The following is a 25,022-nucleotide window of genomic DNA, read 5'->3' as shown; positions in this document are numbered from 1 at the left end:
CCTCACATTTCTTTTGCCTTTTATATGGATTACTTATTCTTTTTCAGCCACTCTATTGCAGTGTTCGCATATACAGCCGCCCCAACATAGAGAAAATCATCGTTGAATCTGGATTTGGGGTGGTGATTGCCATATTTATATCCGGCCTGTGTGTTTCCCATAAACAATAAGGCGATGCTGGAGGGTACTTTTTCTGATATTGCAGCGAAGTCCTCGGAACCGCTTAGCCTGCGCAGTGCTCCGCCAAACGCAGTGCGTAAGTCTGCCGCATTCTCATTTCCCAAAAGTTCCTGTGTAAACGCAAGGACGTCTTCAGATACCTGGCTGCTGCATTCTGCAACTCCGCAGGAATTGGTGAAATCCACCGCAGCCTCACAGCGCCTGGCTTTAGCGGTATTTTCAACCATTCTGACGAGACTCTCTTTTAAGGTGTTCCTGGTATTCTCATTAAATGTCCTTATGGTTCCGCGCATATAGGCCGTATCAGGGATTATATTTCCTGTACTCCCACCGTGAATCTCTCCGATTGTCATAACACAGTTCTCGGCTGGATTCACATGTCCTGCCACGATTTCCTGGATTCCGCTGTATATTGCGCAGACGGCGGCTAAAGGATCTACTGACAGTTGAGGAGCGGCGCCATGCCCGCCCTTACCCTTGACATTTATTTTAAACCAGTCCGAAGATGCATAAGCCGGCCCTCCGCCAAAGACTCCGACCATGCCATCCGGTATTGGCGTTCCGATCATGGTATGAAGCATCATGGCTGCGTCTACTGACGGGTTCTCAAGTACACCAGCGTTTACCATCTCCTTAGCGCCCAAAAGCGGCTCCTCCCCGGGCTGGAATAAAAGCTTTACGGTTCCTTCGATCTCATCTTCATGCTCCTTTAAAAGCTTGGCTGCACCCAGCAGCATGGCTGTATGGCAGTCATGCCCACAGGCATGCATACATCCCTCATGTTCCGACGCATACGGAAGGCCGGTCTCTTCCTGGATTGGGAGCGCATCCATATCGCCTCTGAGCAAAAATACTTTTCCTTCTTTTCCACCGACAGTGACTACGACCCCGGATTCTCCGTATTCTTTTGGCTCGTACCCGTATTCCCTGAGCTTTTGGATCACATATTTTTTAGTGACCGGAAGCGAAAGGGAAAGCTCCGGGTGGCGGTGCAGGTACCTTCGGTTCCCTGCCAGTTCGCTGTTGATCCTTTTTGCCTCGTCAATCAAAATCTTCATTTTTAATTTCCTCCATGTTTTCTATAACAGTACCGCTGCTTCCGGTTTTTTATTCTTGATATGAAAGAGCCTGATCTGCATCACTATGATGATCGCAGATATTACTGCCATGGCAATCCATGCCGATCCATATCCGCCGGTGGCGTCAAAGAGAGCGCCGCAGAAAATAGCGCCTATCGGGTTTCCGATTCCGGTTGCAACATTGATATTGCCAATATATCTGCTGAATTCCTTATCGCCAAATATGGCGGATACCACCAGAGGGGCAGCTACGGTTGCCACAGAGCCGCCTATGGCATAAAACACAACATACGCATATCCCATAAAATGTACGCTTGCACTCATATAGATCAAAAGCATGGAAAGCATCAACATAGTATTGCCAATAAAAACGCCCTTTTTTATTCCAATACGGTCACACATTGCACCCAGCAGGACCTTGCCAAGTGTCAGCGCGCCCAGGGCAATCGCTCCAAGGCTGGCCGCCTTTGACGGGGAAAAGCCGGCGTCATTAAAATAAGGAATCTGGTGATTCAAAATGCCGGCATTGACAAAGGCCAGCAGGAAAAAGGAACCTAACACAAACCAATACGCCGTACTTTTGCGTCCTGCGGAAAATGGTATTCCTGCTTTTTCGCACACAGCGCCGTCAACCAGGACATCCCCGATACGCTCCAGTCCCATTTCCTTTGGGCTTCTGACTGCCAAAACCGCAATAAATGGAACCACTGCAAGGAAAATCGCGGCATTTGCGTAGTAGGCGGCCCGCCATCCGTAATTTTGGCAGAACCAGTTGAGGATCATGGTCATAAACATTCCGCCAATTCCAGATCCGGCCAATGCGATACTCATGGCGAGACCTTTTTTCTTCGGCCCAAACCATGCATTGATCAGAACCGGTACCGGTATCATAGTCGCTCCCGCAAATCCAAATCCCGTAAGAAGGCTGATCGCGTAGAACTGCCATACTTGTGTGCAGAAGGTACATCCTATTACGCAGAGTATCAAGATCATGCAGGAGCCGATCATCGTCCGTTTGATATTATGCTTTGCAATAAACCGCCCGACTGTAAAAGAACCGATGATGGTACCCGCTGATGCAAAAAGCGACCTTCCGGAATATGCAGAGCGCGAGAACCCCAATTCCTCCGTTATCGGAAGGGTGAATACCCCTGCGCTGGAAATCGCTGAGTAAACAAGTGCATAGACTAAAAAACCTAAAAACACGATCCACCAGCCGTAATAAATCTTCTTCTTTTCTTTCATCCTTTCATCCCTTCATCTTTCATTTTTGGTATATTTATCGCATATGCTAATTATATACTAAATTTAAGTTGCCGCAATGTCAAGGAAAATTGATATTTTCGTGGATTATCACGAATGTACCGCTTATTTTTGTGCATTAGTAATAATCCATAAATGCTGTAACTATGCGAAAAATGAGGTAATCTGCGATTAATAGTTTACTTCCGATTGAAAACCATGATATACTAAATAAAAAACCAGAGGGCGGAAATGCAGATGAAATTAGCAATATTGGCTGCCGGACAACTTTTGTCTTATATAAAGGCAAAGCTGCAGGATTCTGTTTTTAAGGAGCTGGAAGTTTCCATCACGGCTCTTGACTATCGGAATTTTTCATATATATCACAGCTATATACAGAGATTGAGCTTGATTATGATGGTTTCCTGATCTGTGGGACAGCCGCTTATCATGCGTTGGAGAAAGGCGTTCCTTCTTTGCGCAAGCCGACTGTCATTTTTGAGGTAGGACTTGAAAGTATCTATTACAGTCTTTTAGATTTATTGCGGAAGAACCGCTCGCTGGATCTGAAACGTGTCGTAATCGATATCTTTCTTCCTTTCAATACGCGGAATACAGCCGAAAGCATGATAGAGCTGGATGAACCGGGATTTAAAATTACAAAGGCGGAGGTTTTCTGGAAGGATTACTCGCTGGATGAACTGAAATCCATAGAAGATCATGTTTTTAATCTGATCCTGGATAAATGGGAGCATGGTGAGATAGATTATGTGCTTTCGCGTTATTCAACGATCTACCCCAGGCTGGTGGAACGGCAAATCCCCTGTACGTTTGTTTATTCCAGCGTATACCAACTGCTTCGTGCTGTAAAAGACTGTATCAGTGCTATCGATATAGCAGGCATGAAAGAATATATGCCCGGAGTGATCGCAGTGTTCAGGGCGGCCCGGCCTTCTTCGGACATTGCCCCTGACGACATGGATATGGATGTGCTCACACTGCAGAAAGCATTGCTGGAATTTAATAAAGAGTATTTAACAGATTATCAACTGCAGAAGCATTTAAACGGGTTTTATATTTTTACCAATTTAAAAACACTTCATCGCATTACCGGGCACTTTTCCGGCTCCAGCTTATCCGTGTTTTTAAGTAAACATTTGGATTTTAAAACAGATATAGCCTACGGCTTTGCCCAGGATATTGCGCAGGCCCGGTCAAATGCTTCTGCCGCGCTGAGGGTTTCGGTTCGGGAAAAGCATGTATATGCCATGAACGAGTCTGGTACCTTGCTGGGGCCTTTGGATCTGGACACCTCGCTGATACCAACCTGTGAACTGACTCCCCAACTGGAGCTTCTGGCATCCCGTTCCCGCCTGTCGACTCTGACCATACAGAAGCTAAAGACCATCGTTGACGCCAATGCCTCCAATGAGATCACCATTGCAGAGCTATCAGAAAAGCTGGGCGTTAAGCAGAGAAATGCAAACCGTATCCTTACAAACCTGCTGCAGAGCCAGGACGCCGAGATCATTGGCGCCCGCGCTTCCGGCACGAAGGGGCGCCCTACAAAGGTATACCGGCTGCTGTCCCTTACCCCTGACGCGAACCGGAAAAGCCTGTAAAAACATCATGTTTGCTGTGAGCGGTCTCATCCTTTTAAAGATTAAAAATGCCCATCCTGTCAGTGCCAGGATGGGCGTTTCCATAAGTACATTTCGTTTACAGCGCTACGGCATACTCATAATCTTCCATAAAGTTCGCAACCCCGTCCATAGCAAGCTCCTTCGGGTCCAGCGGCAGCTTGCCGTCGCGGACCTTCACGTAGGTGACCGGCATATACTGGTGCAGCATGTTCATGGGAACCGGATATTCCTTTAAGTTCTCGAACAGTTTATTCATGGAATCAACCACTTCCGGCTGTCCGATGTAGTAGCGGCAGCGGTCGGAAAAGCTGTACTTTCTGGCAAGGGCAAGCTGCTTGTCATCGCCATGGTAATGCTTCTTCCAGTTGCCCGGGTTGTCCAGCATAACTTTTTCCAGGGTCTCGATGAAGTGGGCCTGCTTTTCTTCCGGTACCAGCTCTCTCTCCATAAAGCTTAAGGCGAACAGTGCTTCGCGCAGACCATAGGTCAGCGCCGGGCCGACCTTCAGGATAGCGATGCCGTCCTCAACCATAGCCTTTAAGCATTCCGGGCTCTGGTAGTCGGTGGAATGACCCTCGAAGCATACCTCCGGGAACTCATTAAGTGCCGCGCACAGCTCGGTGGCAGCGTCATGGTCATAAAGGAACACCTGGTCGTCGCCGAACTCCACGCCCGGCTGAACTACTACGGCCACTACGTCCTTCATGCCGTCCTCAACGCCCTCTTCCTTCCAGACGCGGCGGTAGGTTGCCACGGTGTCGCGGAATGCGTCAGGGCTGGTAACAGCCAGGGTATCCTCGGCCTCCTGTGCGCCGCCCGGGATCGGGACTTCGCTGCCGATGACGAATACCGGGCGGATGGCGTCGGGCTTCTCAGCCTTTAACTCCTCGTAGCCCTTCATGGTGGACTTGTAGAGGATAGCGCCTCTGCGGGCAATGGTCTCTGTGGAGAGCAGCCCTTCCGGATCGTCCGCCACCTTCATGCTGGTGTCTAAATGGATCTTGGTAAAACCGGCGCGGGCATACTGGTAAACCAGCTCCATGGAATTCTCCATGGCTTCCTTTTCCGGCAGGTTCTGCCAGGTCAGCGGCCCCAAATGGTCGCCTGCAAGGATGATCTGATGCTCCGGAACGCCGATCTCCTGTGCCATCGTGAGGACCATCTGGTAAAAGTCTTTCGGAAGCATTCCGGTATAGCCGCCGAACTGGTTGACCTGGTTGGCAGTTGCCTCGATGAGCACTGCGGTATCCTGGGCCTTTGCGCGGCGCAGAGCGGTCTCAAGGACCAGTTCATTGGCACTGCAATAGGAAGGAATCCCACACTTGATGCCCTGGCGGCGGTTTTCCATCATCTGCTGAATCGGATGTTTCATAGTTATATATCCCCCTTTTATTTTGTTTATAACTGTGCTTTGCCCTTACAGTAGGTCTGGCGCACCTGGTAATCATTCTCAAGAACAACCAGGTCGGCGTCGCATCCGGTGCGGATCTGACCCTTGCGGTTTTCGATGCCCAGGCAGCGGGCCGGGTTGATGGTGCAGGCGTTGAGTGCATAGTTGAACGGGATCATGGCTTCCTCGACCAGGATGCGCAGGCCCTCGTTCAGACGCAGTGTGGAACCTGCAAGCGTGCCGGTGGAGGTTAAGTGAGCGCTTCCATCCGGATAGATCTCGATCTCATTGCCGCCGAAGATATACTTGCTGCCAACCGGAGAACCTTTTGCCATCAGCGCGTCGGAAACCATGATGGAATAATCCGGGCCTTTGGACATAAAGTAGTTGTTCAGCGCAGCGGTGGTGGAATGGTTGCCGTCGCAGATGATCTCGCCGTACATGGTGCGGAAACGGTACGCTGCGCCTACCAGGCCGTTCTCACGGTGCTTGAACGGAGTCATGCCGTTGTATACGTGGGTCATGGAGCTGGCGCCGTTGGCATAGGCCATGGCTGCCTGCTCGTAGGTGGCTGCGGAATGCCCGATGCTTACCACAACCCCGCGCTCTGCCAGGTAATGGGTCAGGGCAAAGTCTTCGTCGGTCTCAGTAGCCAGGGTGATGTAGCGGATATTGCCCTTCGCCGCATTCTGGTAACGCTCAAACTGCTCGATGGTAGGCTTCACGATGAACTGCTCCGGCTGTGCGCCCTTGTAAACCATGTCCAGATACGGCCCCTCAAAATGGATGCCCATGATCTCGGCGCCCTCATAGCCGTCCTCCATGACCTTTGCCACGTTTGCAACAGCCGCGGTCAGGACCTCCTCGCTCTGGGTAATGGTGGTGGCAAGCAGGCCCGTAACGCCCTCGCCTACGATATTCTTTGTCCAGTTGCGCAGGCCTTCCTCATTGGCATCGTTGGTGTCAAAGCCATATGCGCCGTGGCAGTGGATGTCCAAAAATCCAGGAACGATCCGCAGATCCCCATAGTCCTCGTCTGCCGGTTTGCTTCCATATGGGAAGATGTTGGTGATCCTGCCGTCCTCTGCTTCGATTTCAGCAGCAATAAACTGGTCCGCGATCCAGACCTTTTTACTTTGTATCAGCATAGTAAATTTCCCTCCTTTACTGTTTTAAATTCCTGTAACTTTATTATAACACCCGGATTTAAAATGAATTTGCATTTTTTGAGCCAATCATTATCTGTTTTAGTTGCTGTATTGTTTTTTATAAATACGTTGCGCTATAATGAAACCATGATACCAGAAAAAATCAATACAGGGGGTAGAAAAGATGGATATTTTTAAGTTTTCAGAGCAGAAAATGCAGGAAACATCATCGACATTTACATTGAACGAGATTTATCAGCAGCCTTCCACATGGAGAAAGACCTGCGCCCAGCTTGCAGCATGCAGGGACGAGCTTCAGGCATTTTTAGACCAGGTGCTGCTGGCGGATGATTTTGATGTGGTACTGACCGGCGCGGGAACCAGTGAATTTGTTGGCAATTCCCTGTTTCAGGCATTGAATAAAAAATACAACTACAAGGTGAAATCCTATGCGACCACCGATATCGTACCATCACCGGAGGATTTCCTTTCCCACACGAAGCCTACGATCCTTGTGAGCTTCGGGCGTTCCGGCAATTCACCGGAGTCCATCGGCGCTGTAGACGCAGCAGAGGTTGTGTGCCAGAACCTGTATCATCTGTTCGTGACCTGCAATCCTGACGGGGCGCTGTCCAAGATGGCCAAAGACCGCAAGAACTGTTTTGCACTGAACCTGACACCGGAGACCCATGACCAGTCCTTCGCCATGACTTCCAGCTTTTCCAATATGTATATGGCAACCTACTTGGCGTTCAATCTGGACCGTTTAGAGGAGATCACCGCCCAGATCGAGAAGGTATGCGCAGCAGGTGAAGCTTTCCTTGACAACACCTGGTCTGTAGCGCAGCAGATCGTTGAGGAGTTTGATTTCAACCGTATCGTATATCTGGGCAATGTGGCGCTGAAGGGCGTTTCCCAGGAGTCCGCACTGAAGATGCTGGAGCTGACTGCCGGTAAAGTGGCGACCATGTTTGATTCACCCTGTGGTTTCCGTCACGGCCCGAAATCTATTATCGACGACCGTACCCTGACTGTGGTATACTTAAGTGACGATCCGTACAGACGTCAGTATGAGGTTGATCTGATCAAGGAAATGAGCGGACAGAGGAAGAAGAACCGCATCGTGGCTGTTGTCAATACTCCGTGCGACGGCTTAAAAGAGCTGGTGGATTACACCGTAGAGCTGAATGTAGGCGCGTCTCTGGAGAATGTACTGCTGGGCTTCGATTATATTCTGTTTGCACAGACCCTTGCCGCGCTGAAGTCCCTTTCCATGGGCATCACGCCGGACAATCCCTGTCCGACCGGTGAAGTGAACCGCGTTGTTAAGGGCGTTACCCTGTACCCATACACGATGAAATAACAGGTACGGACCATATACAGGATCAGAAAACAAACAGGAGGATTATTAAAATGGTAGGATTATTAGTTACCGGACATGGTCACTTTGCCACAGGTCTTGGCTCTGCGCTGCAGCTGATCGCAGGTACCGCAGACAACCTGGCTTTTGTAGATTTTGAGGCGGACCACTCCACAGAGACCCTGACAAACAATCTGAGCAATGCGCTGGACGGCCTTAAGGGCTGCGACGGCGTGCTGGTGCTGGCAGACCTTGCAGGCGGTTCACCGTTTAAGGCAGCCGTAGAGTGCAAGTTTGCAAGACCTGACCAGAAGATCGAGGTAGTGGCAGGCACGAACCTTTCCATGCTTGTAGAGGGCTTCGTGATGATGGGCGCATTTGAAAGCCCGCTTGACATGTCCGAAGCATTGATTCCGGCAGGCAAGAATTATATTGTACGCTTTGAGCTGGAAGAACACAAAGACAACGAGGATGAGGACGGTATTTGATTATGCAGATCAACTGGGAAGTGATTGTTTGGACCTGTGTGACCCTGGGTGTGATCGCGGGCGTGATTGGCATCGTACTCTCGGTTGTTTCCGCGAAGAACGTGCGTAAGCAGCGGGAGAAGCTGGGAAAAGTACATACGGAACTGCACATCGGCAGCCAGGTTATGTTTGCGGGCGGAATCTATGGGCGTGTAGTGGGGATTGAGGCAGATACAGTGAACATCGAGGTCGCCAAGAGCACAGTCATCAAGGTTTCCCGTTATGCGATTCAGTCATTAATTTAGGGGGCGAGGGGGACGCAACCGCCGATAGATGTGTTTCCGGAGAGAACGGGGATTCGGCAAACCGGCGGTCTGGCTCCCGTTTCGGCTATAAGCGGCACTAACATAAAAAGAAGCAGATATCAGGGCAACGCTCCAGCTACGGAATATTCTTGATGAATATTCCTCCGCGGTCGCGCTGCGCCTGGGAGTTGTGCTCCCAGGCTCGGCCCTGATATCTGCTTCTTTTTATGCAAGTGCCGCTAATAGCCTGCAAATGTCGCCGAACCGCCGGTTTGCCGAATCCCCGTTCTCTCCGCCCGCCAGGCTGTGAGGCGGTTGCTGTGCACTGGCGGGTGGGAGGGTGCGGGAGCTGGGGGATTGGCAGCGGGTAGGGAGGGTGTGGGGGCTGGGGGCTTATTAGGGTTTGAAGGTGAAGCAGCGGGCGGGGTTATTGATGAAGAAGTCTTCGATCAGGGCTTTTCCGTTGAGGCCGGCTTCATCGGCTTCTTCGATGAAGCGGGGGATCCATTTGGTTATGATGTATTCCAGGCCGGGGCCGTGGTTGTAGTGTTTGTAGTAGGATTTGCGGGCGGTGTCTCCGCTGATCAGGATCTGTTTTTGATGGCCCGATTTTACCAGCTCCAGGATGCAGTGGATCCGCGTGCTTTCTGGGGCGTATTTTATTTTACCGATCCCGTCGAAGCTCAGGTATGCGCCGGTCTCGGCAATCTTTCGGTGGAGCCAGGGGTCTGGATTGCGGTCCATGTGGCCGAAGTTTACGTATTCTAATGGTACCCCTTCTTCTTTTATGATCGCTATTTGTTCCAGCGCCATGGTGCCGCTTTCGGTGTGGGAATGGACGGGGGCTTTTGTGCTGTGGTGGGCGCGGCAGGCAGCCCGGATGGTTTTTTCCTCCAGGGGCGAGATGCTGTTGTAGCCGGTCCCGAACTTGATCTGGCCGCAGCGGATGCCGGTATCTGCGATTCCTTCCGTGACGTCTTTTATGATAAAGTTGGCCAGCTCTTCTGTGGTGCTTTTTTCAATCCAGTCTTTGAAGGTGATCTGACAGCCGGGGATATTTGCATCCCAGAGAAAACCTTTGTTGAATCCGGCTGTGGCTATGACCTGGAGTCCGGTTTCCTGAGAGATCTTTTTGACGGCGGCAATGTCTCTTCCGTAGTCGATACAGGTTGCGTCAACGATGGTTTTGCCGCCTGCTTTTAAGTAATCCAGAACGTCCAGACTGGATTTTTCCGGGTCGTCTAAAAGAAGGTCATCCATGCCGCGCTCTTTCCAGTAAGGCGGTTCGCATACCAGGTGTTCGTGGGAATAGGTAAAACCCATCTGCTCGGGAGATATATCTCCGTCTATTGTTCGTATAAACATTATGCGTTCTCCTCCTTGCTTATATTGCCGATGTTATGGTAGATTTCTTTTAGGGCCGGGTAGATTTTTTTGTATATCTTGTAATTTGTTTCGTAGAACTCCGCCATCTTCTGGTCCTGTTTTAATTTTGTTTCCCGTACCAGTTTTTCTACAGCTTCATCCCATGTTTTATATGCCTGGATTCCCATGCCTGCCAGGATCGTGGCGCCTACGGGGGCGCTGTCTTTGTTTTTCATCACGCTGCAATCCGGGATATGAAAAGCGTTGGCAATGATCTCACACCAGAGCTGGCTTTTGCTGCCGCCTTCGCCAATCTTGCAGCAGTCAACCTGGATTCCGGCTTCCTCCAGGACTTTATAAATGTCTTTGCAGGCGTAACCAACCCCTTCCATGATCGCACGGACCATGTCTCCGGTGGTGCTGTTTAAGGAGAGTCCTACAAAGGAGCCTCTTGCTTTGGCGTCAGAGTGTGGGATCACGGTTCCTGCCATATAAGGAAGAAAGAAGATGCCGGAGCTTCCCATACCTGCTTTGTCGGCCAGCGTGTCTAACTGGCTGAAGGTCAGATTCTCGGATACTTCCATAAACCGCTCCCGGAACCATGCCAGATTGATCCCGCCTGAGAGGATCGGCCCAAATGCATAGTACTGGTTGGGGACTGCATGGCACATTTGATAGTAGTTGCCGATCTGCTCAGGGTTGACCTGATCCATGGGGATGATAATGTGTCCGGCAGAGCCGATGGTCACACTCATGGTTCCGGGTTTAATGGCCCCGGTCCCCAGCGCCGTACATGCCATGTCTGCTCCGCCGCAGACAACCGGTGTACCTTCTTTCAAGCCGGTGAGCATCTCTACCTGCCGGGAGGTGGAGCTGACAATCTCTGCGGATTCACAGATCTTCGGGAATTTGTCCAAAGAGATACCAACCTGCTCGATCTCCTCCATCCACTGGTGTGTTGCGTAGTCCATCATGGAGGTACCGGAGGCGTCGCTGATGTCAGTTCCAATATGTCCAGTCAGCTTCATCCGGATATAATCTTTGGGCATAACCCAACGGCAGGTCTCTTGCCAGACCTCCTTTTCATTGTGGGCTAGCCAGAGCAGCTTGGGGGCGGACATCATGCTGGTCAGAGGGTTATAGCCTCCCTGCTCTAGCCGGGTCCGCAGATCATCTGAAAAATATTTCAGTACGCTGTCGCCTCGGGAATCATTATACATGATGCAGTTGTATAGCTCCCGGTTTTTCTTGTCTATGGGGATGACCCCATGCATCTGTCCGGAAAGGCCGATTGCTGCAATCGCATCTGTTTTCTTCGGATATTCGGAAAGACATTCCCGGATTGCCAGGATTGCAGCGGTCCACCAGACGGTGGGGTCTGATTCGACCCAGCCGTGATGTGGGGTATAGAGGCAGTAACCCTGTTTCCCTTTTGCAACAATCTGCCCGGTGTCAGAATCAGTTACAGTGACTTTTACACTGGAGGTTCCCAAATCAATAGCCATTAAATCCATAATTACCCTCTCCCTGTTTTGTTCTTTTTTTGAATCCCGTACAAGATCAAGATAACAATAATGATCGTTCCGCGTATGATATCCCTGCCAAAGGTAGGAATGTTGATAATGTTTAGAGCATTTAAGAGCACTGCGAGGATCAGCGTTCCTCCGATCGTACCCAGGTAGCTTCCGTGTCCTCCGGACAACATCGTGCCGCCGATCACGACGACAGCAATGGAATTCATCTGATAATCCGTTCCGGCTCCCATATAGCTGGTTCCGGTGTAGCCCACCAGCAAAAGCCCCGTCACTGCAGCAAATATTCCCGAAAGGGTATAGACCCACAGCAGGGTTTTTGTTACGGGAACACCGGAATAATGTGCGGCAAGCTGATTCTCCCCTACGGCATACACATTTCTCCCAAACACCGTTTTTGTAAGTAAAAATACCATGAAGATCCCAAGGGCTGCCCACAGTACTAAAAGCGGCGACAGTCTTCCGATGAGCCGGCCGCTGACCATCCACCGCATCCAGGGGGCCGTATTTCCTTTCGGCGCCCCTTTGGTGTACAGATATGCCAGTCCCTGCAGTACGCTGCCAGTACCGAGGGTCATGATAAGGGATGGTATATTCAGGAGTGCAACCCCTATGCCATTGATGAATCCTACTATGATACCAATGATAAGTACAAGACACAGTGCGCGAAGTACATGTTCATCCTGCCCGGCCATGATCTGGGCGCCGGCCAGATTCCCCATGGTGATCAGGTAGGAGACGGACAGGTCGGTTCCGGCAGTCAGGATCACAAGGGTCTGTCCTGCCGCTACAATACCGAGGAATGCCGCCTGCCGGAATACATTTGACAGGTTGTCCGCCTGAAGATAGCCTGGCGACAGGCAGCCTACTATGGCGAGCAGAACAAAAAGTGCGCCAAAAACCTTCCATTCCGGCATTGATAAGATTTGTTTTTTCATGCGATCTCCTCCAATCATCCGGCATTCCTTTTTTTGCCGGACGTAACGGCTATGGCAAATATCAGGAGCAGGCCTTGTGCTACGTATTGATAAAATGTAGAGACGCCGGCCAGATTCAGAATATTGTTAATAATAGAAAACAGCAGCGCCCCGGCCAGGGTGCATTCAATCCGGCCTTTGCCGCCTGAAAAACTGGTTCCTCCTATGACAGCCGCTGTTATGGAGCGCAGTGTCAGCGGTCCTCCTGCCGTCGGGTCTCCGGAGTACATCTGGCAGGACATGACGATCCCGGCTATAGAGGCCAGAAGCCCTACCATGGCAAAGGCGGTGATCTTTGTTTTTTTGATGGAGATGCCGGCGCTGAAAGCCGCATTTTCATTGCCGCCCACGGCATAGACTGCTTTTCCCAGTTTTGTCCGGTTTAATAAAAGCCAGAGTGAAACGGAGACAAGGATCAGGATCAAAAATGCCGCGCTGTTTTTGGAAACTGTTTTTGCAAGTCCCATATGTATCCTGCCGCCGGGTTTTGGCAGCATAAAAAGAGCCAGTCCGCCAATGATCAGTGAGGTGGACAGAGTTGCGATCAGCGGCTGGATATGGAATACTGCAGCCAGTGTACCATTAGCTGTCCCGATCAGGATACCTGCAGCTATAGCAAAAAATATCCCGGGCAAAAATCCCCACGGTGTATCCGGTCTCATTTTGGTTGCACATATGGTTGTGGCAAAAGAGATCATTGCGCCCATGGACAGATCCACTCCCCCGGAGATGATCGCAATAGTCTGTCCATAAGCGGCAATGATGAAGGGAAGGGATGTGACCACAACATTAGTCAGGTTCTTTACCGAGAGAAAATCACGGTCCAGGGCAGATGCCGTCAGAAGCATTGCCGCCAGAAGGCCGTAGATCAGAATCGTGTCTTTTCTGTTTTTTAACATGGCCTGGTTCCTCCTTGCAGTCCAACTGCGCCGCGCATGATCTCTACCTCGTTTATGTCGTCTCCAGTCAGTTTCCGGGTGATCTGCCCTTCATACATGGTATACACCGTGTCGCTGACCCCCACTACCTCGATCAAATCACTGGAATATAACAGGATACATACGCCGCTCTGCGCCAATGTCCTGATTTTTCGGTAGATATCCTGTTTGGTCTGGACATCGATGCCGCGTGTGGGTTCCTGGAATAAAATAACCCTGGGTTTAATACCCAGTATCCTGCCGAGGACAACTTTTTGCTGGTTTCCTCCGCTCAGACAGTTTACGGGCTCCGAGTCAGAACTGCATTTGACGGACATATCCTGCAAAGCTTCGGAAACAAAAGCTTCCTCCGCGGATTGACTGAGGATGCCCGCCTTTTGCCTTAAGAACAGGCTGGAGACACCTAGATTTCTCAATATGCTGTGATTTAAAAATAAAGCCTGGGTTTTCCTGTCCTCCGGCACCAGGATGACGCCGTCCCGGACAGCGTCCCGGGGCGTCCGGTATCTTCTTGAATGATCGTCCAGGATCAGTTCCCCGCTGTCTATACGGGTGATGCCGGCGAGACAGGAGAGCAGTTCGCCCTGCCCATGGCCTTTTAAACCGGCGATGCCGACAATTTCACCTTCATGGACGGACAGGGAGATATCCTTAAGCCGGCCCTCTTTTGAGGACAGATGCCGGACTTTCAATACGGCCCTTCCCTGTTCCCGGCATTTGGGCGGGAATACCTCCTTTATGGAACGCCCCACCATGGATTCCACCAGAGTATCCTGATTCAATTCTGCTGCGGGAGCGGACAATACCGCCTGCCCATCTTTTAAGACAGTCACCCGGTCGCCGATCTCGAAGATCTCTTCCATCCGGTGTGAAATGAAAATAATGATCTTTTTCTCCTGTTTCAACTGATTGATAATGCCGAACAGATGGCGGACATTTTCAGAATCCAGCGCGGAAGTGGCTTCGTCAAAGAGGATTACGTCTGGTTCTGTGATCAGCGCTTTTAAGACCTCCGCCATGCATTGTTCGGATAAAGACAGATTTTTCACAAGGGATTTTTCGTTTACCTGGATACCGTATCGTGCGCTTATGGAATGAAGCCGCTCCTGTTGGCTGCGGGTTTTGATCATATTTGCCCGGTTGACCTGTTCTGTACCCAGAAACAGGTTATCAAAAACTGTCATTTCCGGCTGCAAAGTCAGCTCCTGGTATACCATGGATATTCTGTGCTTTTTGGAATCCATAGGAGAGTGAAGCTCCAGCCTGGCGCCGTCCAGAATGATATCCCCGGTATCCGGTGGATGATATCCGGCTATAATCTTAAGCAGGGTGGATTTGCCTGCTCCGTTTTCGCCCATCAGCACGTGGACTTCCCCTTCATGAAAGGTCATGTTTATGTCTTCCAGAACCGTATTTTGGCCAAAACATTTTGTGACATGTCTGACTTCCAGCGTTTTCATAAATACTCCTTTGCCGTTATAGTGGAACTGCCGCAAAATGGTAAGGATCATTTTGCGGCAGCTTCCTGTTACAATGTATCATTTGAAGATCTCGTTGATCTGCTCATCATTGAGATTGGTGATCACCCAATAGCTCTCCGGCAGTTCGGGGCTATAGTAGGTGTCGATATCGTCCTCTGTAATCGAGGCTGAAGGCAAAGTATACATTGCTTCGATAGTCTCTCCATTCAGTGCGCGGAGCGCCTGGTCCATGGCAACCGTGCTGATATAGGTGGGGTACCAGGGGCAGATGCTGATAAAGCCGCTCTCTTTGTTTTCTTTCCAGACCTTGAGGAAGCCGTTGCTTCCTTCGCCGGACATAGGCACGAGAGCCCACCCGGCTTCGTTGTAAGCGTCTACTGCCGCCTGTGTCATCGCGCCGCCCTGGGACCAGATGGCGTCTATATGCTGATTGCTGCCGATCAACGCCTCGACAGCTACCTTTGCTTTGGCGTAATCCCAATCGGCGTCTGTTTCATTGACGATCTTAATGTCGGGATACTGGTCAAATATTTCTTTTGCGCCCAGATAACGGTTTTCACTGCAGGTAGAACCTGCAATACCATTAAGGATGACTACATCACCTTTCCCGCCGATCTGTTCTGCGATAAACTTGGCGCCAATCCTTCCGAATTCCTGGTCGTCACAGGATACCTTGCCTGTCACCTTATCTGTATCCACCAGGCTGTCGAAAGAGATGACCACGATCCCAGCGTCGATGGCTTCCTCACAGACAGGGGACAGGGCAGAAGATGATGCAGCAGTGATGACGATCGCATCTACGCCCTTCGTCATAAGATCCTTAAAATCCGCAATCTGTTTGGAGACGTCCCCATCTGCGTTGGTGATATAGTATTCTGATAAAATGCCTTCTTTGACCAAAGCCTCTGCACGATATTTAAATTCTGCTTCCATCTGGACCTGCCAGGAGTTGGAGACTGCGTAGTTACAGAAGCCGATGGAATATCCGGAAGCTTCTTTTGGAGCATCCTGGCCGGTCTCGCTGGCGGCCTGGGTATCAGGGGCCTGCGTAGCTGCTGCAGAGCTGCTTTCATTGACCGGCTTTTCCCCACAGCCGGTCAATGAAACCGCAAGAATTACGGAAAGTGCTGCTGCCAGAAGTGAATTATAAACGCTTTTTTTCATATACCTCTCTCCTTCTTTTTGAAACACACCTGTATTCAGTTACGCTTCGGCAGCCGCTTATCCGGTTATTGCTTTAATCCTCCTGAGTCTGACTGGATCTTATGTCCTCCAGGTTAGAATAGAGGGTGAACATGGAGATATCCAGGAATTTTGCCACCTTGTCAGTTGACTTTTTGATCTGGAAGAACCCCCTTTCATCCAGGTAGCGGATAAACTCCTTTTTATCATTTTTGTTCATGTACATAGCGGGTTTTCCAATCATCTTTGAGGCTTTGGAAATAATTAGATCCATCAACTCATTGACATCGGAACATTCCTTATCCCCGGATGGGGCTGCGTAACCAGAAAGGTCCTGAAGCTGATTTTGAACAAAGACGATGTCTGTTACATCCAGATTGGTCGTCACTGTACCCACGATCTGACCGTCTTCATAGATTGCTGCTGTAGTGGATTTGATGAATTTTCCGCCGACAGAGACGGTACCTCCAGTAAGGAATCCATGGTTTTCCTCTAAGAGGTTCATATCCAGTCCATTGAAGATAAAACCCACTTCATGTTCAACAGAAGCGTTGCGGGACATTATGATCTTAAGATTCCTCTCCGCCGTTACCTCACATACAATCAGTTCGCATCTGCTTCCTAAATTACTGTCGAGCAATTGCATCATTGGATTTAAAACCGATTCGAGTTGCTCTTTAAACAGTTGAATCATCTCGTTCTCCCTTTCTTATGTTAAATTTACCATATCAAAATCCAAAAATCAACAATTTTATTAGATAATCTAAAATTATTTTATATTTTAGACCAATTATTGCTGATTTTTGGCATTTTTAAAGAAAAAAACTTAGATAATCAATAAAAATATTTGATTTATGGCACATATCCATATTTTACCATATATTTTTTGAATCGCCTAGTTGTTCACGGGAGAAGCGCTAAAACTGGAAGCGCTAAAACAGGATGTTGGAGATACGCAGGGAAAAAGGAGGCAAAAAAGGAGACCAGAGTATTGGGCAGCTCCGGTCTTCATTGTCAAATGTGTATAATAAGAGTTATTTTATTTTGCCGCAAAGATCGAAAGCCAGCCGCGCGGCGCCGAGGAGCGGCGCTTCGTTTCCTCTGGAGGCCAGGGCCAGCTTCTGGTTTTTGGTATGCAGGTTGCCGGTCTGGTGGTAGTGATCCAGAAATCCGTCCCACCAATAGGAGGCAGTATCGGATAACCCGCCGCCGATCAGGATCAGTTCGGGGTCCAGAAGATTTGCCAGGGTTACGGTAAGAGTGGCGAGGTCCCTCTGGAAGGCTTCCAGGATCATCAGGGCTGTCTTGTCTTTTTCATCGACAAGACGGAAGAATTCATAGCCGGAATGCAGGTGATCCCAGCCCAGCCTCTGATTGCAGCTGGTCCATAAGGCTGTTCCGGACAGGTATTGTTCCGCACAGCCCCTTTGGCCGCAGGTGCAGGGACGGCCGCCGGGATGGAGGATCATGTGGCCGATCTCGCCGAGGCCGCCGAAGGAGCCGGGCAGGAGCCTGCCGCGGCTGATCACTCCGCCGCCGAGACCGGTGCCCAGGATGACTCCGGTGACATCCTGATATCCGACGGCAGCGCCCAGCCACTGTTCCCCTGCCAGGGCTGCCCGGCAGTCGTTGGTGACGGCTGTGGGCAGATGGAATTCCTGTTCGAGAAGCTGTTTGATGGGCAGGCCGATGTAGTCTGTGTAGATCCCAACGGCGTACAATACCTGGCCTTTCTCCTCATCGATGCGTCCTCCGGCTCCAACGCCGATGGCGTCGAGCGGAAAGTCTTTCTTTAGTTCCTTTATGATCTGGCGGTAGGCGTCCATGATAAAGGGTCCGGTCCGCCCGGTATTTTCAATCCGTATTTTCTTAAGTATGGTTCCATTTTCATCTACAGCGGCTCCGCCTATCTTGGTGCCGCCGGTGTCGATTGCCGCTGCTATCATGGCGTTCTCCTTTATAAGTACGGCTGGATGTTGTCTACGATCTTTTTGGTGATGATCTGCGGGCGGGTGATGCCGGCTCCGATGACCACGTTATGGGCGCCGGCCTGGAAAGCCGGGATCGCCAGGGTGTCGTCCCAGTACCGGCCCTCGGCGATGACCGGGATCTTAACGCGGGCAGTCAGTTCCCCAACCAGCTCGATATCGGGCTTTTGGAGTTCGATGATCTTCATGTCATCATGGTTCTTTGTGTAATCTGTGTAGCCGGAGAGGGTAGTGGAGATCAGGTCACAGCCTTCATCCACGGCGGCCAGGCCCTCCTCCAGGGTGGAAACGTCCGCCATTAAAAGGATATCCGGGAACTTTTTTCGGATCTCACTAAGAAGCTGGTGAGTGGTGCGGCCTTCTGGCTTCGGCAGTTTGGTGGCGTCCACTGCAATGATCTCAGCTCCCGTCATGTAGACCGTTTCCACGTCTCGCAGAGTAGGCGTGATGTAGCTCCAGTAACCGGGGTAGACATGTTTTACAAGACCGATGACCGGGACCCGGACAAGCTGTTTTGCCGCCAGGATGTCACAGATGCCGTTGATCCTGACGCCCACGGCGCCGCCCATTTCCGCGGCTAATGCAAATCTTCCAATGATGGAACTGTCTCTCATGGGTTCTTCTGAGGTGGCCTGGCAGGAGACGATCAATCCTTTTTTCAGTTCTTCTATCTTCATAATATAGTTCCTTTCCTCTATGCTTTTTTCGTGGCCCGTTTCTGGCTGATCTTGTCGTAACTGATCGCCAGCAGGAGGACGCAGCCTTTTACTACTCGCTGATAATAATCCGGTATGTTCATCATGACCATGCCGTTTAACAGGACGCCCATCAGCAGCAGGCCGATGATCACATTCCGGATGCGGCCCTCGCCGCCGCTGGTGCTGACGCCGCCTAAGACAACGGCAGTGATGATGTCCATCTCATAGCTCTCGCCCGCCTTGGGCTGTCCGCTGTTGACGCGGCTTAAAAGGACCACGCCGGCCATGGCGGAGAGCATACCGCAGAGCCCGTATACTCCGTAGATCACTTTCTGTACATTGATACCGCTTAAGCGGGAGGCTTCGATATTGCTGCCGACCCCGTAGACATAGCGCCCGAACGCGGTCTTTTCCAGGATAAACCATCCGATCAGAAAGCAGATGATCATGATGATGACCGGAACAGGGATCGGCCCTACGTAGCCCTGGCCGATAATATTGAACTTTTCCGGGAATCCATAGACCGGAAGCCCTCCGGATATAATGTAGGTAATGCCTCTCAAAATACCCATGGTAGCGAGGGTGGTGATCATGGGCGGCAGGCTGACGTTGTGAACAAAATATCCATGGCACAGGCCGATGATCATCCCCAGTATCAGAACCATGATAACGGCAAAAAAAGGATGGATGCCGTTTACCATTAAGGTGGCGCAGCCAACCGAAGCAACACCCATCATAGAACCGGCGCTGATATCAATACCGCCGGTAATGATGACCATGGTCATGCCGACAGCAGCGATCCCATTCACAGCCACCTGGCGCAGGATATTGAAAATGTTGGTGGAACTTAAAAATCCTTCTGTTGTCACTGAAAAAAAGATCAGCAGGACAAACAGCGCGATCAACATGGCAAACTGTGACAATACGTCGGATACACTGCCATTCTTTTTCTTTATCATTTGAGGTACTCCCCTTTCGTAATTGAAATCTGTCTTATCAGAGCGTGGCGTACTCCAGGATCTTTTCCTGGGTAACCTCTGTACTGTCCAGCTGGCCTGTGATGCGCCCTTCATGCATGACCAGGATCCGGTCGCTCATACCGATCAGCTCCGGCATCTCCGAGGAGATCATGATGATGGATTTCCCTTCCTCGATCAATCTGCGCATAAGCTGGTAGATCTCTGATTTTGCCCCCACGTCGATGCCGCGGGTCGGCTCGTCAAAGATCAGGATTTCGGAATTTGTAGCCAGCCATTTGCCCAGCACTACCTTCTGCTGGTTCCCGCCGGACAGGGTTTTCACCATCTGGGCAGGGGAATTGGCCTTGATATTCATGGCATCCATGTATTTTTCCGTGACCTGCTGTTCCTTTTTTGCGCTGGGGACGCCAAACTGCCCCATGCTCTTTAAGCTCGCATAGGTGATATTGTAATCGATCCCCTGGTTAAGAAGCAGCCCCTGGTTTTTTCTGTCCTCAGTGATCAGGGCGATCCCGTGTGCGATCGCGTCCTGGGGGCTTTTGATATGTACTGGTTTTCCGTGAAGGGTCAGCTCCCCGGATAAAAGAGGATCGGCCCCGAAGATCGCCCTTGCAAATTCCGTGCGTCCTGCGCCCACAAGACCAGCCAGGCCAAGGATCTCCCCTTTCCTCAGTTCCAGGCTGCAGTCTTTTAGATGGGCGTTGGTAAAATGGGAGGCCGTGAGGAGCACCTCCCCGATCCCGGTAGTCCGTTCCGGGTAGACCTGTCCCAGCTCCCGGCCGACCATGTATTTGATCAGGGTGGTGCGGTCGATCTCACTGGTGGGAACGGTGATCACATGTTTTCCATCCCTTAAAATGACGGTCCGCTCAGAGATCCGAAAAACCTCTTCCAGTTTATGTGAGATATAGAGGATGGCCACGCCGCGTTTCTGCAGCCGTTCCACGATGTCAAACATTTTTTCCACTTCGCTGTCTGTCAGGGGAGCGGACGGCTCGTCCATGATCAGAAGCTTGATATCCTCAGAGACCGCTTTTACGATCTCTACGATCTGCTGTTCCGCGATGGACAGCTCGCTCACTTTTCTGGACGGGTCGATGCTTGATCCCAGCTCCTTTATGATCTGCCGGCTTTTCTCCAGCATTTCTTTCTGGTTTAATATGATTCCCTTTTTGATCTCTTTTCCAAAAAAGATATTTTCCGCGACAGTCAGCGACGGCATCATGTTCAGTTCCTGGTAGATCACGCCGATCCCCAGGGCCTTGGATCTGGACGGGGAGTTGTTCTCGATCTTTTTACCTTCAAACCAGATCTCACCCTCCGTAGGCTCATAGGCGCCGGTTATGATTTTGATCAGGGTTGACTTTCCGGCTCCATTTTCGCCAACCAGAGTCAGGATCTCCCCGGGACTTAAGTCTATGGAAACGTCATCCAGTGCGGGAACACCGGAAAAGCGTTTGGAAATGTGCCTAAGCTCCAATAGTTTTTCTGTCATTGTTTCCCTCCAAAAAAATTTCCCCACTATTAATAAAGCAACAGTGGGGAAATAAACTTATTTGTAATCGCTGATGTTGGAAGAGTTGACTACTTTCATCGGAATGTTGATGGTCTCTTCTAACGGGCCGTTCTGCATTACTTTGATCAGCGTGTCCACGAACAGTTTGCCGGATTCAAAAGGCTGGATATCCACGGTAGCGCGGAAGATCGTGCCGTCCTTTATCTTGTTCAGGGCCTCGTCGGTGGCGTCCAGTCCGCCGATGAAGAACTGGTCGCTGTCCTTATGGGCGGCCATGACCGCTTCATAAGCGCCCAGAGCGCCGGCGTCGTTGACACAGGCCAGGACCTGTACGTCAGGATTGGCCTGAAGGATGTTCTCCATGATCGCCATGCCTTTTTCCGGATTGTTTGCGCTCTGGCGGGCCACGATCTCAGCTTCCGGCGCCTGGCTTAAGATGCCCTCCTGAATTCCATTGCCGCGGGCAATGATGGATTCCAGCTCCGGATAGTCAAAGATAGCGACCTTGGCTTTGCCGTCTAATTTTTCTTTGATCCATTTGCCTGCTTCCTCGCCGATGGCAAATCCGTATTCATATTCAGGAACGGTGATGAAGGCGTCGCTGCCTTCCACAAGCTGGTTGCCTGAAATAACCGGAATCCCGGCCTCCCTGGCAGCTTTGACGGAAGGGATCAGGGCGGTCTCATCGATCGGGCTGATGATGATGCCGTCCAGTTTTTGGGAAGTGAAGTTTTCAAATGCCGTGATCTGATTGGCTACGTCCGCTTTTCCGTCCACGATATTGACTTCGATGCCAAGCTCATCACAGCGGGCCTGAACGCCTCTTGATACTTCTACGAAGTAGGTATTGGTCAGATCCTGGCAGGTATAGGCGATCCGGAGTCCCTCTGTCTTAAACTCCCCGCTCCCGTCCTCAGCTTTTTTATCATCCTGTCCGGCTGTATCCGGTGCCGGGGTATCTGCCGCATTCTTGCTCTGCTCTGCCGTGGTCTGGGCAGGCTGAGCGGCCGGAGCGCTCTCCGGCTTTGTGCTGCAGGCGGTACATGCAAGCGCCGCTGCTAAAAACCCTGTTGCTAACATTATATTTTTTTTCATAAACCCTTTCTCCTTTGCTGCTGCCGTTGTAATTATTTTACGTTCAGTTCTACGGTATAGCAGTATTGATTCCCTCTGTAAAAACGGTAGTTGTATTCGATCAGCCGGTCCTTGCTGTACGTCTTTCTGCATACTTTGAGTGAAGCCGTGCCAACCTTTTCCCCCAGCAGGTCAGCTTCCGTCTCATTAAGCCCTACGGCTAAAAAACACTCAACCGCTTTGTCCGGCACCACGCCCTGCATGCTGAGCATCTCATAGAGGGAATGATTGGTGAGATCTTCCTTCGTCAGATGCGCGCACAGAGAGCACGGTATGAAGGAATGATCGAGGACGATCACCGCATCATTTGCCAACCGCAGACGTCTGATATAATAAACCTTCTCATCTGCTCCCAGATTGAGGTTTTCTTTCACCTCATCATCGGGAGTTATGATCTCTGCATTCAGAATGACCGAACTCGGGGTCATTCCCCGGGCCTTCACCTCCTCTGTAAAGGAATAAAAATTCGTGAGCCGGTGGTCGATCTTAGGCCCTTTGACAAAACTCCCCCGTCCCTGAATGCGGTAGACATAGCCATCTGTCACCAGATCGTCCAAAGACTTTTTGGCTGTGATACGGCTGATGCTGTACATGTCGCATAATTCACTTTCCGAGAAGATCCTGTCGCCGGACTTAAGCTCGCCGGATTTGATCATTTGCTCCAATTCGTTCTTAACCTGCAGGTACATTGGGATTGGATTCGTTCTGTCAATCATAATATTCACCTCATACATTTAATGGTTGTTATGTTGACATACTTGATATATCAACATAATAGACCAGACTTTTTCTTTTGTCAAGAGTTTTCTTGTTAATTATAAACTTGGGAGGTTGTCATGTCAACATGATATGCTGGAATCGCCAGGAGGACTTCAAAGTCTGGCAGTAAGACAGTAAGGCAGTATCCCGCGACCGGCCTGGACATTGCGGAACACTGCCTTACTGAATCTGTTATGATTGTTTCGTTTCTTATGCTTTAAACAGCGTTTTCGAATATTCGCTGGGTGAGATGCGGTATTTCTGTGTGAAGGCCCTGGAAAAATAGTGGATGGAGTTGAAACCCATCATCAGGGCGATCTCACTGATCGTATACTTGTCCTCACAGATCATCTGACGGCTTTTCTCCATCTTCAGTTCATTGATATACTTCTTCGGGGACTGGTTTAAGTTCTCTTTAAACAGGATCTGCAGCGACGAGCGGGACAGGGAGAACTTCTGGCAGATCTCCGCAATGGTCATGGGCTTGCAGATATTTTCATCGATATAGGCGAGTATCTTTTCCAGGAATTCATCCTGGTAATGCTGGCGCGCGCCGGTGACCAGGTGTTCATTCTCCATATGGCTGCCTGTAAAATCATTCTGAAGCAGACGGATGATGGTCTCCTGAAGAAGGCAGAGCATCAGACTGTTCATGTAAGGGAGCTGGGAGGTGCTTTCCAGGATAAAAGTCTTGAGCAGTGTGTGTATTTTTTTCTCATAAGGAAAGACCCGGTTTAGAAGCGGCTCAAACTGGCTGCTCTCCATATCAAAAATGATCGTAACATAAGAACAGGGACCTTCCGAGGAGATCTCCTGGGTATGGAACTGGCCAGGGCCATATATCATCAGTTCCCGCTCCTTAAGCTCGTAGCGGACGCCGTCCACTACAGTCGTCATGGCGCCTAAATCTACATAGGTAAGTTCGAAATAATCATGGGTCTCGCCGTCAAAATGGTAGTCGTTGCTGCGGATGGAATAATAATAGCCAAGGATCTCGCGGATCTTGATCCTTGGAAGTATCCGTCTGAAGTTGTATGGAGTGGCAAGAGGCTCCACGGAAGATGTGTATTTTGCATCAAGGATCATCTTGCAGGTAATATCAGAAGAAATAGCAACCAGGGCAAAATACATATGTGGCTTAAGCCGGACCATCCGGTGGACGGCGAAGATCTCAAGGCTGTCGGCATCCGGGGTCTCGCCTACCAGCAGCGCAGCGATGCCGGACTGCATCTCCAGGCAGACCTCACAGTCGTAGCGGTACAGCTGGGTGACTTTTTTCTCCGCATTTACATGCCAGTCGCGGCTGATCATACCGGAGTGAGCCAGATCGATGGGATCTTTGTAAATGGTACCATATTTTTCAAACTGAGTACTGGATGTTTTCTGCTGCATTCTCTAACCTCCATTCGGGTTACATTATACCATTTTTTTCGAATGATGTCCATGAATCTTAAATACCTTATATAGGGAAAATAGATAAGAAAAATCTGAAGATAAAAGGAGTTGTTTGTCGTAACAGGCAGAAATCGACATTTTTGTCTAAAGTTTTTGTGAAAAATATAAAAAAACTATAAAGAAAAACCAAAATTGAAATGAATAACTTTTTCGCTAAAAATTATAAAGACGAAAAGTGCAAACCCGGACTATAATAAATTAA

22 protein-coding genes are annotated in these 25,022 nt (G+C 50.2%); 4 read left to right on the top strand and 18 right to left on the bottom strand.

What is annotated here, in order from left to right:
- Positions 1–29 precede the first annotated feature (29 nt).
- Together AB1I67_RS03370 and AB1I67_RS03365 are read right to left on the bottom strand one after the other, a co-directional pair.
- Positions 30–1,238, bottom strand: coding sequence for a M20 family metallopeptidase (locus tag AB1I67_RS03370; protein ID WP_367028407.1), 1,209 nt, complete (start codon positions 1,236–1,238; stop codon positions 30–32).
- Between the two features lie 21 nt (positions 1,239–1,259).
- Positions 1,260–2,504 (bottom strand): MFS transporter, encoded by a 1,245-nt coding sequence (locus AB1I67_RS03365; protein ID WP_367028406.1) that lies wholly within the window; start codon positions 2,502–2,504, stop codon positions 1,260–1,262.
- Between the two features lie 255 nt (positions 2,505–2,759).
- On the opposite strand from AB1I67_RS03365, the gene AB1I67_RS03360 reads away from it, so the two are divergent.
- The gene (locus tag AB1I67_RS03360) at positions 2,760–4,124 is read left to right on the top strand and encodes a hypothetical protein (protein ID WP_367028405.1); all 1,365 of its coding nucleotides are present in this window, start codon (positions 2,760–2,762) and stop codon (positions 4,122–4,124) included.
- Positions 4,125–4,221: 97 nt separating this feature from the next.
- Here AB1I67_RS03360 and AB1I67_RS03355 read toward each other — a convergent pair whose 3' ends face one another.
- Positions 4,222–5,517 (bottom strand): class II D-tagatose-bisphosphate aldolase, non-catalytic subunit, encoded by a 1,296-nt coding sequence (locus AB1I67_RS03355; protein ID WP_367028404.1) that lies wholly within the window; start codon positions 5,515–5,517, stop codon positions 4,222–4,224.
- Between the two features lie 26 nt (positions 5,518–5,543).
- The gene (nagA, locus tag AB1I67_RS03350) at positions 5,544–6,683 is read right to left on the bottom strand and encodes an N-acetylglucosamine-6-phosphate deacetylase (protein ID WP_367028403.1); all 1,140 of its coding nucleotides are present in this window, start codon (positions 6,681–6,683) and stop codon (positions 5,544–5,546) included.
- Between the two features lie 184 nt (positions 6,684–6,867).
- Here nagA and AB1I67_RS03345 point away from each other — a divergent pair, with 184 nt between their 5' ends.
- From AB1I67_RS03345 to AB1I67_RS03335, 3 genes are read left to right on the top strand one after another with little or no spacing between them, the layout of a single operon-like run.
- Positions 6,868–8,046, top strand: coding sequence for an SIS domain-containing protein (locus tag AB1I67_RS03345; protein WP_367028402.1), 1,179 nt, complete (start codon positions 6,868–6,870; stop codon positions 8,044–8,046).
- A gap of 50 nt (positions 8,047–8,096) precedes the next feature.
- Positions 8,097–8,531, top strand: a complete 435-nt coding sequence (locus AB1I67_RS03340; protein WP_367028401.1) for a PTS sugar transporter subunit IIA — start codon at positions 8,097–8,099, stop codon at positions 8,529–8,531.
- Positions 8,532–8,533: 2 nt separating this feature from the next.
- Complete coding sequence (locus AB1I67_RS03335) at positions 8,534–8,815, top strand: preprotein translocase subunit YajC (protein ID WP_367028400.1); 282 nt, start codon at positions 8,534–8,536, stop codon at positions 8,813–8,815.
- Between the two features lie 396 nt (positions 8,816–9,211).
- On the opposite strand, the gene AB1I67_RS03330 is transcribed toward AB1I67_RS03335, so the two are convergent.
- The 14 genes from AB1I67_RS03330 to AB1I67_RS03265 all read right to left on the bottom strand — a co-directional run bounded on the left by AB1I67_RS03330 (position 9,212) and on the right by AB1I67_RS03265 (position 24,757).
- Positions 9,212–10,180, bottom strand: coding sequence for a hypothetical protein (locus AB1I67_RS03330; protein ID WP_367028399.1), 969 nt, complete (start codon positions 10,178–10,180; stop codon positions 9,212–9,214).
- On the bottom strand, positions 10,180–11,694 hold the full coding sequence (gene xylB / locus AB1I67_RS03325; protein ID WP_367028398.1) for a xylulokinase: 1,515 nt from the start codon (positions 11,692–11,694) through the stop codon (positions 10,180–10,182). Before xylB ends, AB1I67_RS03330 begins: the two co-directional genes overlap by 1 nt.
- A 2-nt stretch (positions 11,695–11,696) precedes the next feature.
- On the bottom strand, positions 11,697–12,650 hold the full coding sequence (locus AB1I67_RS03320) for an ABC transporter permease (RefSeq protein ID WP_367028397.1): 954 nt from the start codon (positions 12,648–12,650) through the stop codon (positions 11,697–11,699).
- Between the two features lie 14 nt (positions 12,651–12,664).
- A complete protein-coding gene (locus AB1I67_RS03315) occupies positions 12,665–13,588 on the bottom strand; it encodes an ABC transporter permease (RefSeq protein ID WP_367028396.1) in 924 nt (307 codons plus the stop codon).
- Positions 13,582–15,087, bottom strand: a complete 1,506-nt coding sequence (locus AB1I67_RS03310) for a sugar ABC transporter ATP-binding protein (RefSeq protein WP_367028395.1) — start codon at positions 15,085–15,087, stop codon at positions 13,582–13,584. Before AB1I67_RS03310 ends, AB1I67_RS03315 begins: the two co-directional genes overlap by 7 nt.
- Before the next feature lie 78 nt (positions 15,088–15,165).
- Positions 15,166–16,272 carry an ABC transporter substrate-binding protein gene (locus tag AB1I67_RS03305; RefSeq protein WP_367028394.1) on the bottom strand — a complete coding sequence of 369 codons (1,107 nt, stop codon included), beginning with the start codon at positions 16,270–16,272 and terminating at the stop codon, positions 15,166–15,168.
- Positions 16,273–16,345: 73 nt separating this feature from the next.
- Positions 16,346–16,984: a helix-turn-helix domain-containing protein gene (locus tag AB1I67_RS03300; protein ID WP_367028393.1), complete on the bottom strand. Its 639-nt coding sequence runs from the start codon at positions 16,982–16,984 to the stop codon at positions 16,346–16,348.
- A gap of 340 nt (positions 16,985–17,324) precedes the next feature.
- Positions 17,325–18,236: an ROK family protein gene (locus AB1I67_RS03295; RefSeq protein WP_367028392.1), complete on the bottom strand. Its 912-nt coding sequence runs from the start codon at positions 18,234–18,236 to the stop codon at positions 17,325–17,327.
- 11 nt (positions 18,237–18,247) lie between these two features.
- On the bottom strand, positions 18,248–18,955 hold the full coding sequence (locus AB1I67_RS03290; protein WP_367028391.1) for an N-acetylmannosamine-6-phosphate 2-epimerase: 708 nt from the start codon (positions 18,953–18,955) through the stop codon (positions 18,248–18,250).
- Positions 18,956–18,972: 17 nt separating this feature from the next.
- A complete protein-coding gene (locus AB1I67_RS03285) occupies positions 18,973–19,935 on the bottom strand; it encodes an ABC transporter permease (RefSeq protein WP_367028390.1) in 963 nt (320 codons plus the stop codon).
- A 37-nt stretch (positions 19,936–19,972) separates the two neighbouring features.
- On the bottom strand, positions 19,973–21,451 hold the full coding sequence (locus tag AB1I67_RS03280; protein WP_367028389.1) for a sugar ABC transporter ATP-binding protein: 1,479 nt from the start codon (positions 21,449–21,451) through the stop codon (positions 19,973–19,975).
- A 57-nt stretch (positions 21,452–21,508) separates the two neighbouring features.
- Positions 21,509–22,567 carry a sugar ABC transporter substrate-binding protein gene (locus tag AB1I67_RS03275; protein ID WP_367028388.1) on the bottom strand — a complete coding sequence of 353 codons (1,059 nt, stop codon included), beginning with the start codon at positions 22,565–22,567 and terminating at the stop codon, positions 21,509–21,511.
- A gap of 32 nt (positions 22,568–22,599) precedes the next feature.
- The gene (locus AB1I67_RS03270) at positions 22,600–23,322 is read right to left on the bottom strand and encodes a GntR family transcriptional regulator (RefSeq protein ID WP_367028387.1); all 723 of its coding nucleotides are present in this window, start codon (positions 23,320–23,322) and stop codon (positions 22,600–22,602) included.
- A 253-nt stretch (positions 23,323–23,575) separates the two neighbouring features.
- Positions 23,576–24,757 carry an AraC family transcriptional regulator gene (locus tag AB1I67_RS03265; RefSeq protein WP_367028386.1) on the bottom strand — a complete coding sequence of 394 codons (1,182 nt, stop codon included), beginning with the start codon at positions 24,755–24,757 and terminating at the stop codon, positions 23,576–23,578.
- Positions 24,758–25,022 lie beyond the last annotated feature (265 nt).

This window comes from Clostridium sp. AN503 (genome assembly GCF_040719375.1).
Taxonomy (GTDB): domain Bacteria; phylum Bacillota; class Clostridia; order Lachnospirales; family Lachnospiraceae; genus Brotaphodocola.
This window is presented reverse-complemented; position numbering and strand designations above follow the sequence as displayed.

Coding starts and splice junctions, on each gene's coding strand:
- AB1I67_RS03370 (WP_367028407.1), bottom strand. CDS start 1,238: ATGAAGATTTTGATTGACGAGGCAAAAAGGATCAACAGCGAACTGGCA.
- AB1I67_RS03365 (WP_367028406.1), bottom strand. CDS start 2,504: ATGAAAGAAAAGAAGAAGATTTATTACGGCTGGTGGATCGTGTTTTTA.
- AB1I67_RS03360 (WP_367028405.1), top strand. CDS start 2,760: ATGAAATTAGCAATATTGGCTGCCGGACAACTTTTGTCTTATATAAAG.
- AB1I67_RS03355 (WP_367028404.1), bottom strand. CDS start 5,517: ATGAAACATCCGATTCAGCAGATGATGGAAAACCGCCGCCAGGGCATC.
- nagA (WP_367028403.1), bottom strand. CDS start 6,683: ATGCTGATACAAAGTAAAAAGGTCTGGATCGCGGACCAGTTTATTGCT.
- AB1I67_RS03345 (WP_367028402.1), top strand. CDS start 6,868: ATGGATATTTTTAAGTTTTCAGAGCAGAAAATGCAGGAAACATCATCG.
- AB1I67_RS03340 (WP_367028401.1), top strand. CDS start 8,097: ATGGTAGGATTATTAGTTACCGGACATGGTCACTTTGCCACAGGTCTT.
- AB1I67_RS03335 (WP_367028400.1), top strand. CDS start 8,534: ATGCAGATCAACTGGGAAGTGATTGTTTGGACCTGTGTGACCCTGGGT.
- AB1I67_RS03330 (WP_367028399.1), bottom strand. CDS start 10,180: ATGTTTATACGAACAATAGACGGAGATATATCTCCCGAGCAGATGGGT.
- xylB (WP_367028398.1), bottom strand. CDS start 11,694: ATGGATTTAATGGCTATTGATTTGGGAACCTCCAGTGTAAAAGTCACT.
- AB1I67_RS03320 (WP_367028397.1), bottom strand. CDS start 12,650: ATGAAAAAACAAATCTTATCAATGCCGGAATGGAAGGTTTTTGGCGCA.
- AB1I67_RS03315 (WP_367028396.1), bottom strand. CDS start 13,588: ATGTTAAAAAACAGAAAAGACACGATTCTGATCTACGGCCTTCTGGCG.
- AB1I67_RS03310 (WP_367028395.1), bottom strand. CDS start 15,087: ATGAAAACGCTGGAAGTCAGACATGTCACAAAATGTTTTGGCCAAAAT.
- AB1I67_RS03305 (WP_367028394.1), bottom strand. CDS start 16,272: ATGAAAAAAAGCGTTTATAATTCACTTCTGGCAGCAGCACTTTCCGTA.
- AB1I67_RS03300 (WP_367028393.1), bottom strand. CDS start 16,984: ATGATTCAACTGTTTAAAGAGCAACTCGAATCGGTTTTAAATCCAATG.
- AB1I67_RS03295 (WP_367028392.1), bottom strand. CDS start 18,236: ATGATAGCAGCGGCAATCGACACCGGCGGCACCAAGATAGGCGGAGCC.
- AB1I67_RS03290 (WP_367028391.1), bottom strand. CDS start 18,955: ATGAAGATAGAAGAACTGAAAAAAGGATTGATCGTCTCCTGCCAGGCC.
- AB1I67_RS03285 (WP_367028390.1), bottom strand. CDS start 19,935: ATGATAAAGAAAAAGAATGGCAGTGTATCCGACGTATTGTCACAGTTT.
- AB1I67_RS03280 (WP_367028389.1), bottom strand. CDS start 21,451: ATGACAGAAAAACTATTGGAGCTTAGGCACATTTCCAAACGCTTTTCC.
- AB1I67_RS03275 (WP_367028388.1), bottom strand. CDS start 22,567: ATGAAAAAAAATATAATGTTAGCAACAGGGTTTTTAGCAGCGGCGCTT.
- AB1I67_RS03270 (WP_367028387.1), bottom strand. CDS start 23,322: ATGATTGACAGAACGAATCCAATCCCAATGTACCTGCAGGTTAAGAAC.
- AB1I67_RS03265 (WP_367028386.1), bottom strand. CDS start 24,757: ATGCAGCAGAAAACATCCAGTACTCAGTTTGAAAAATATGGTACCATT.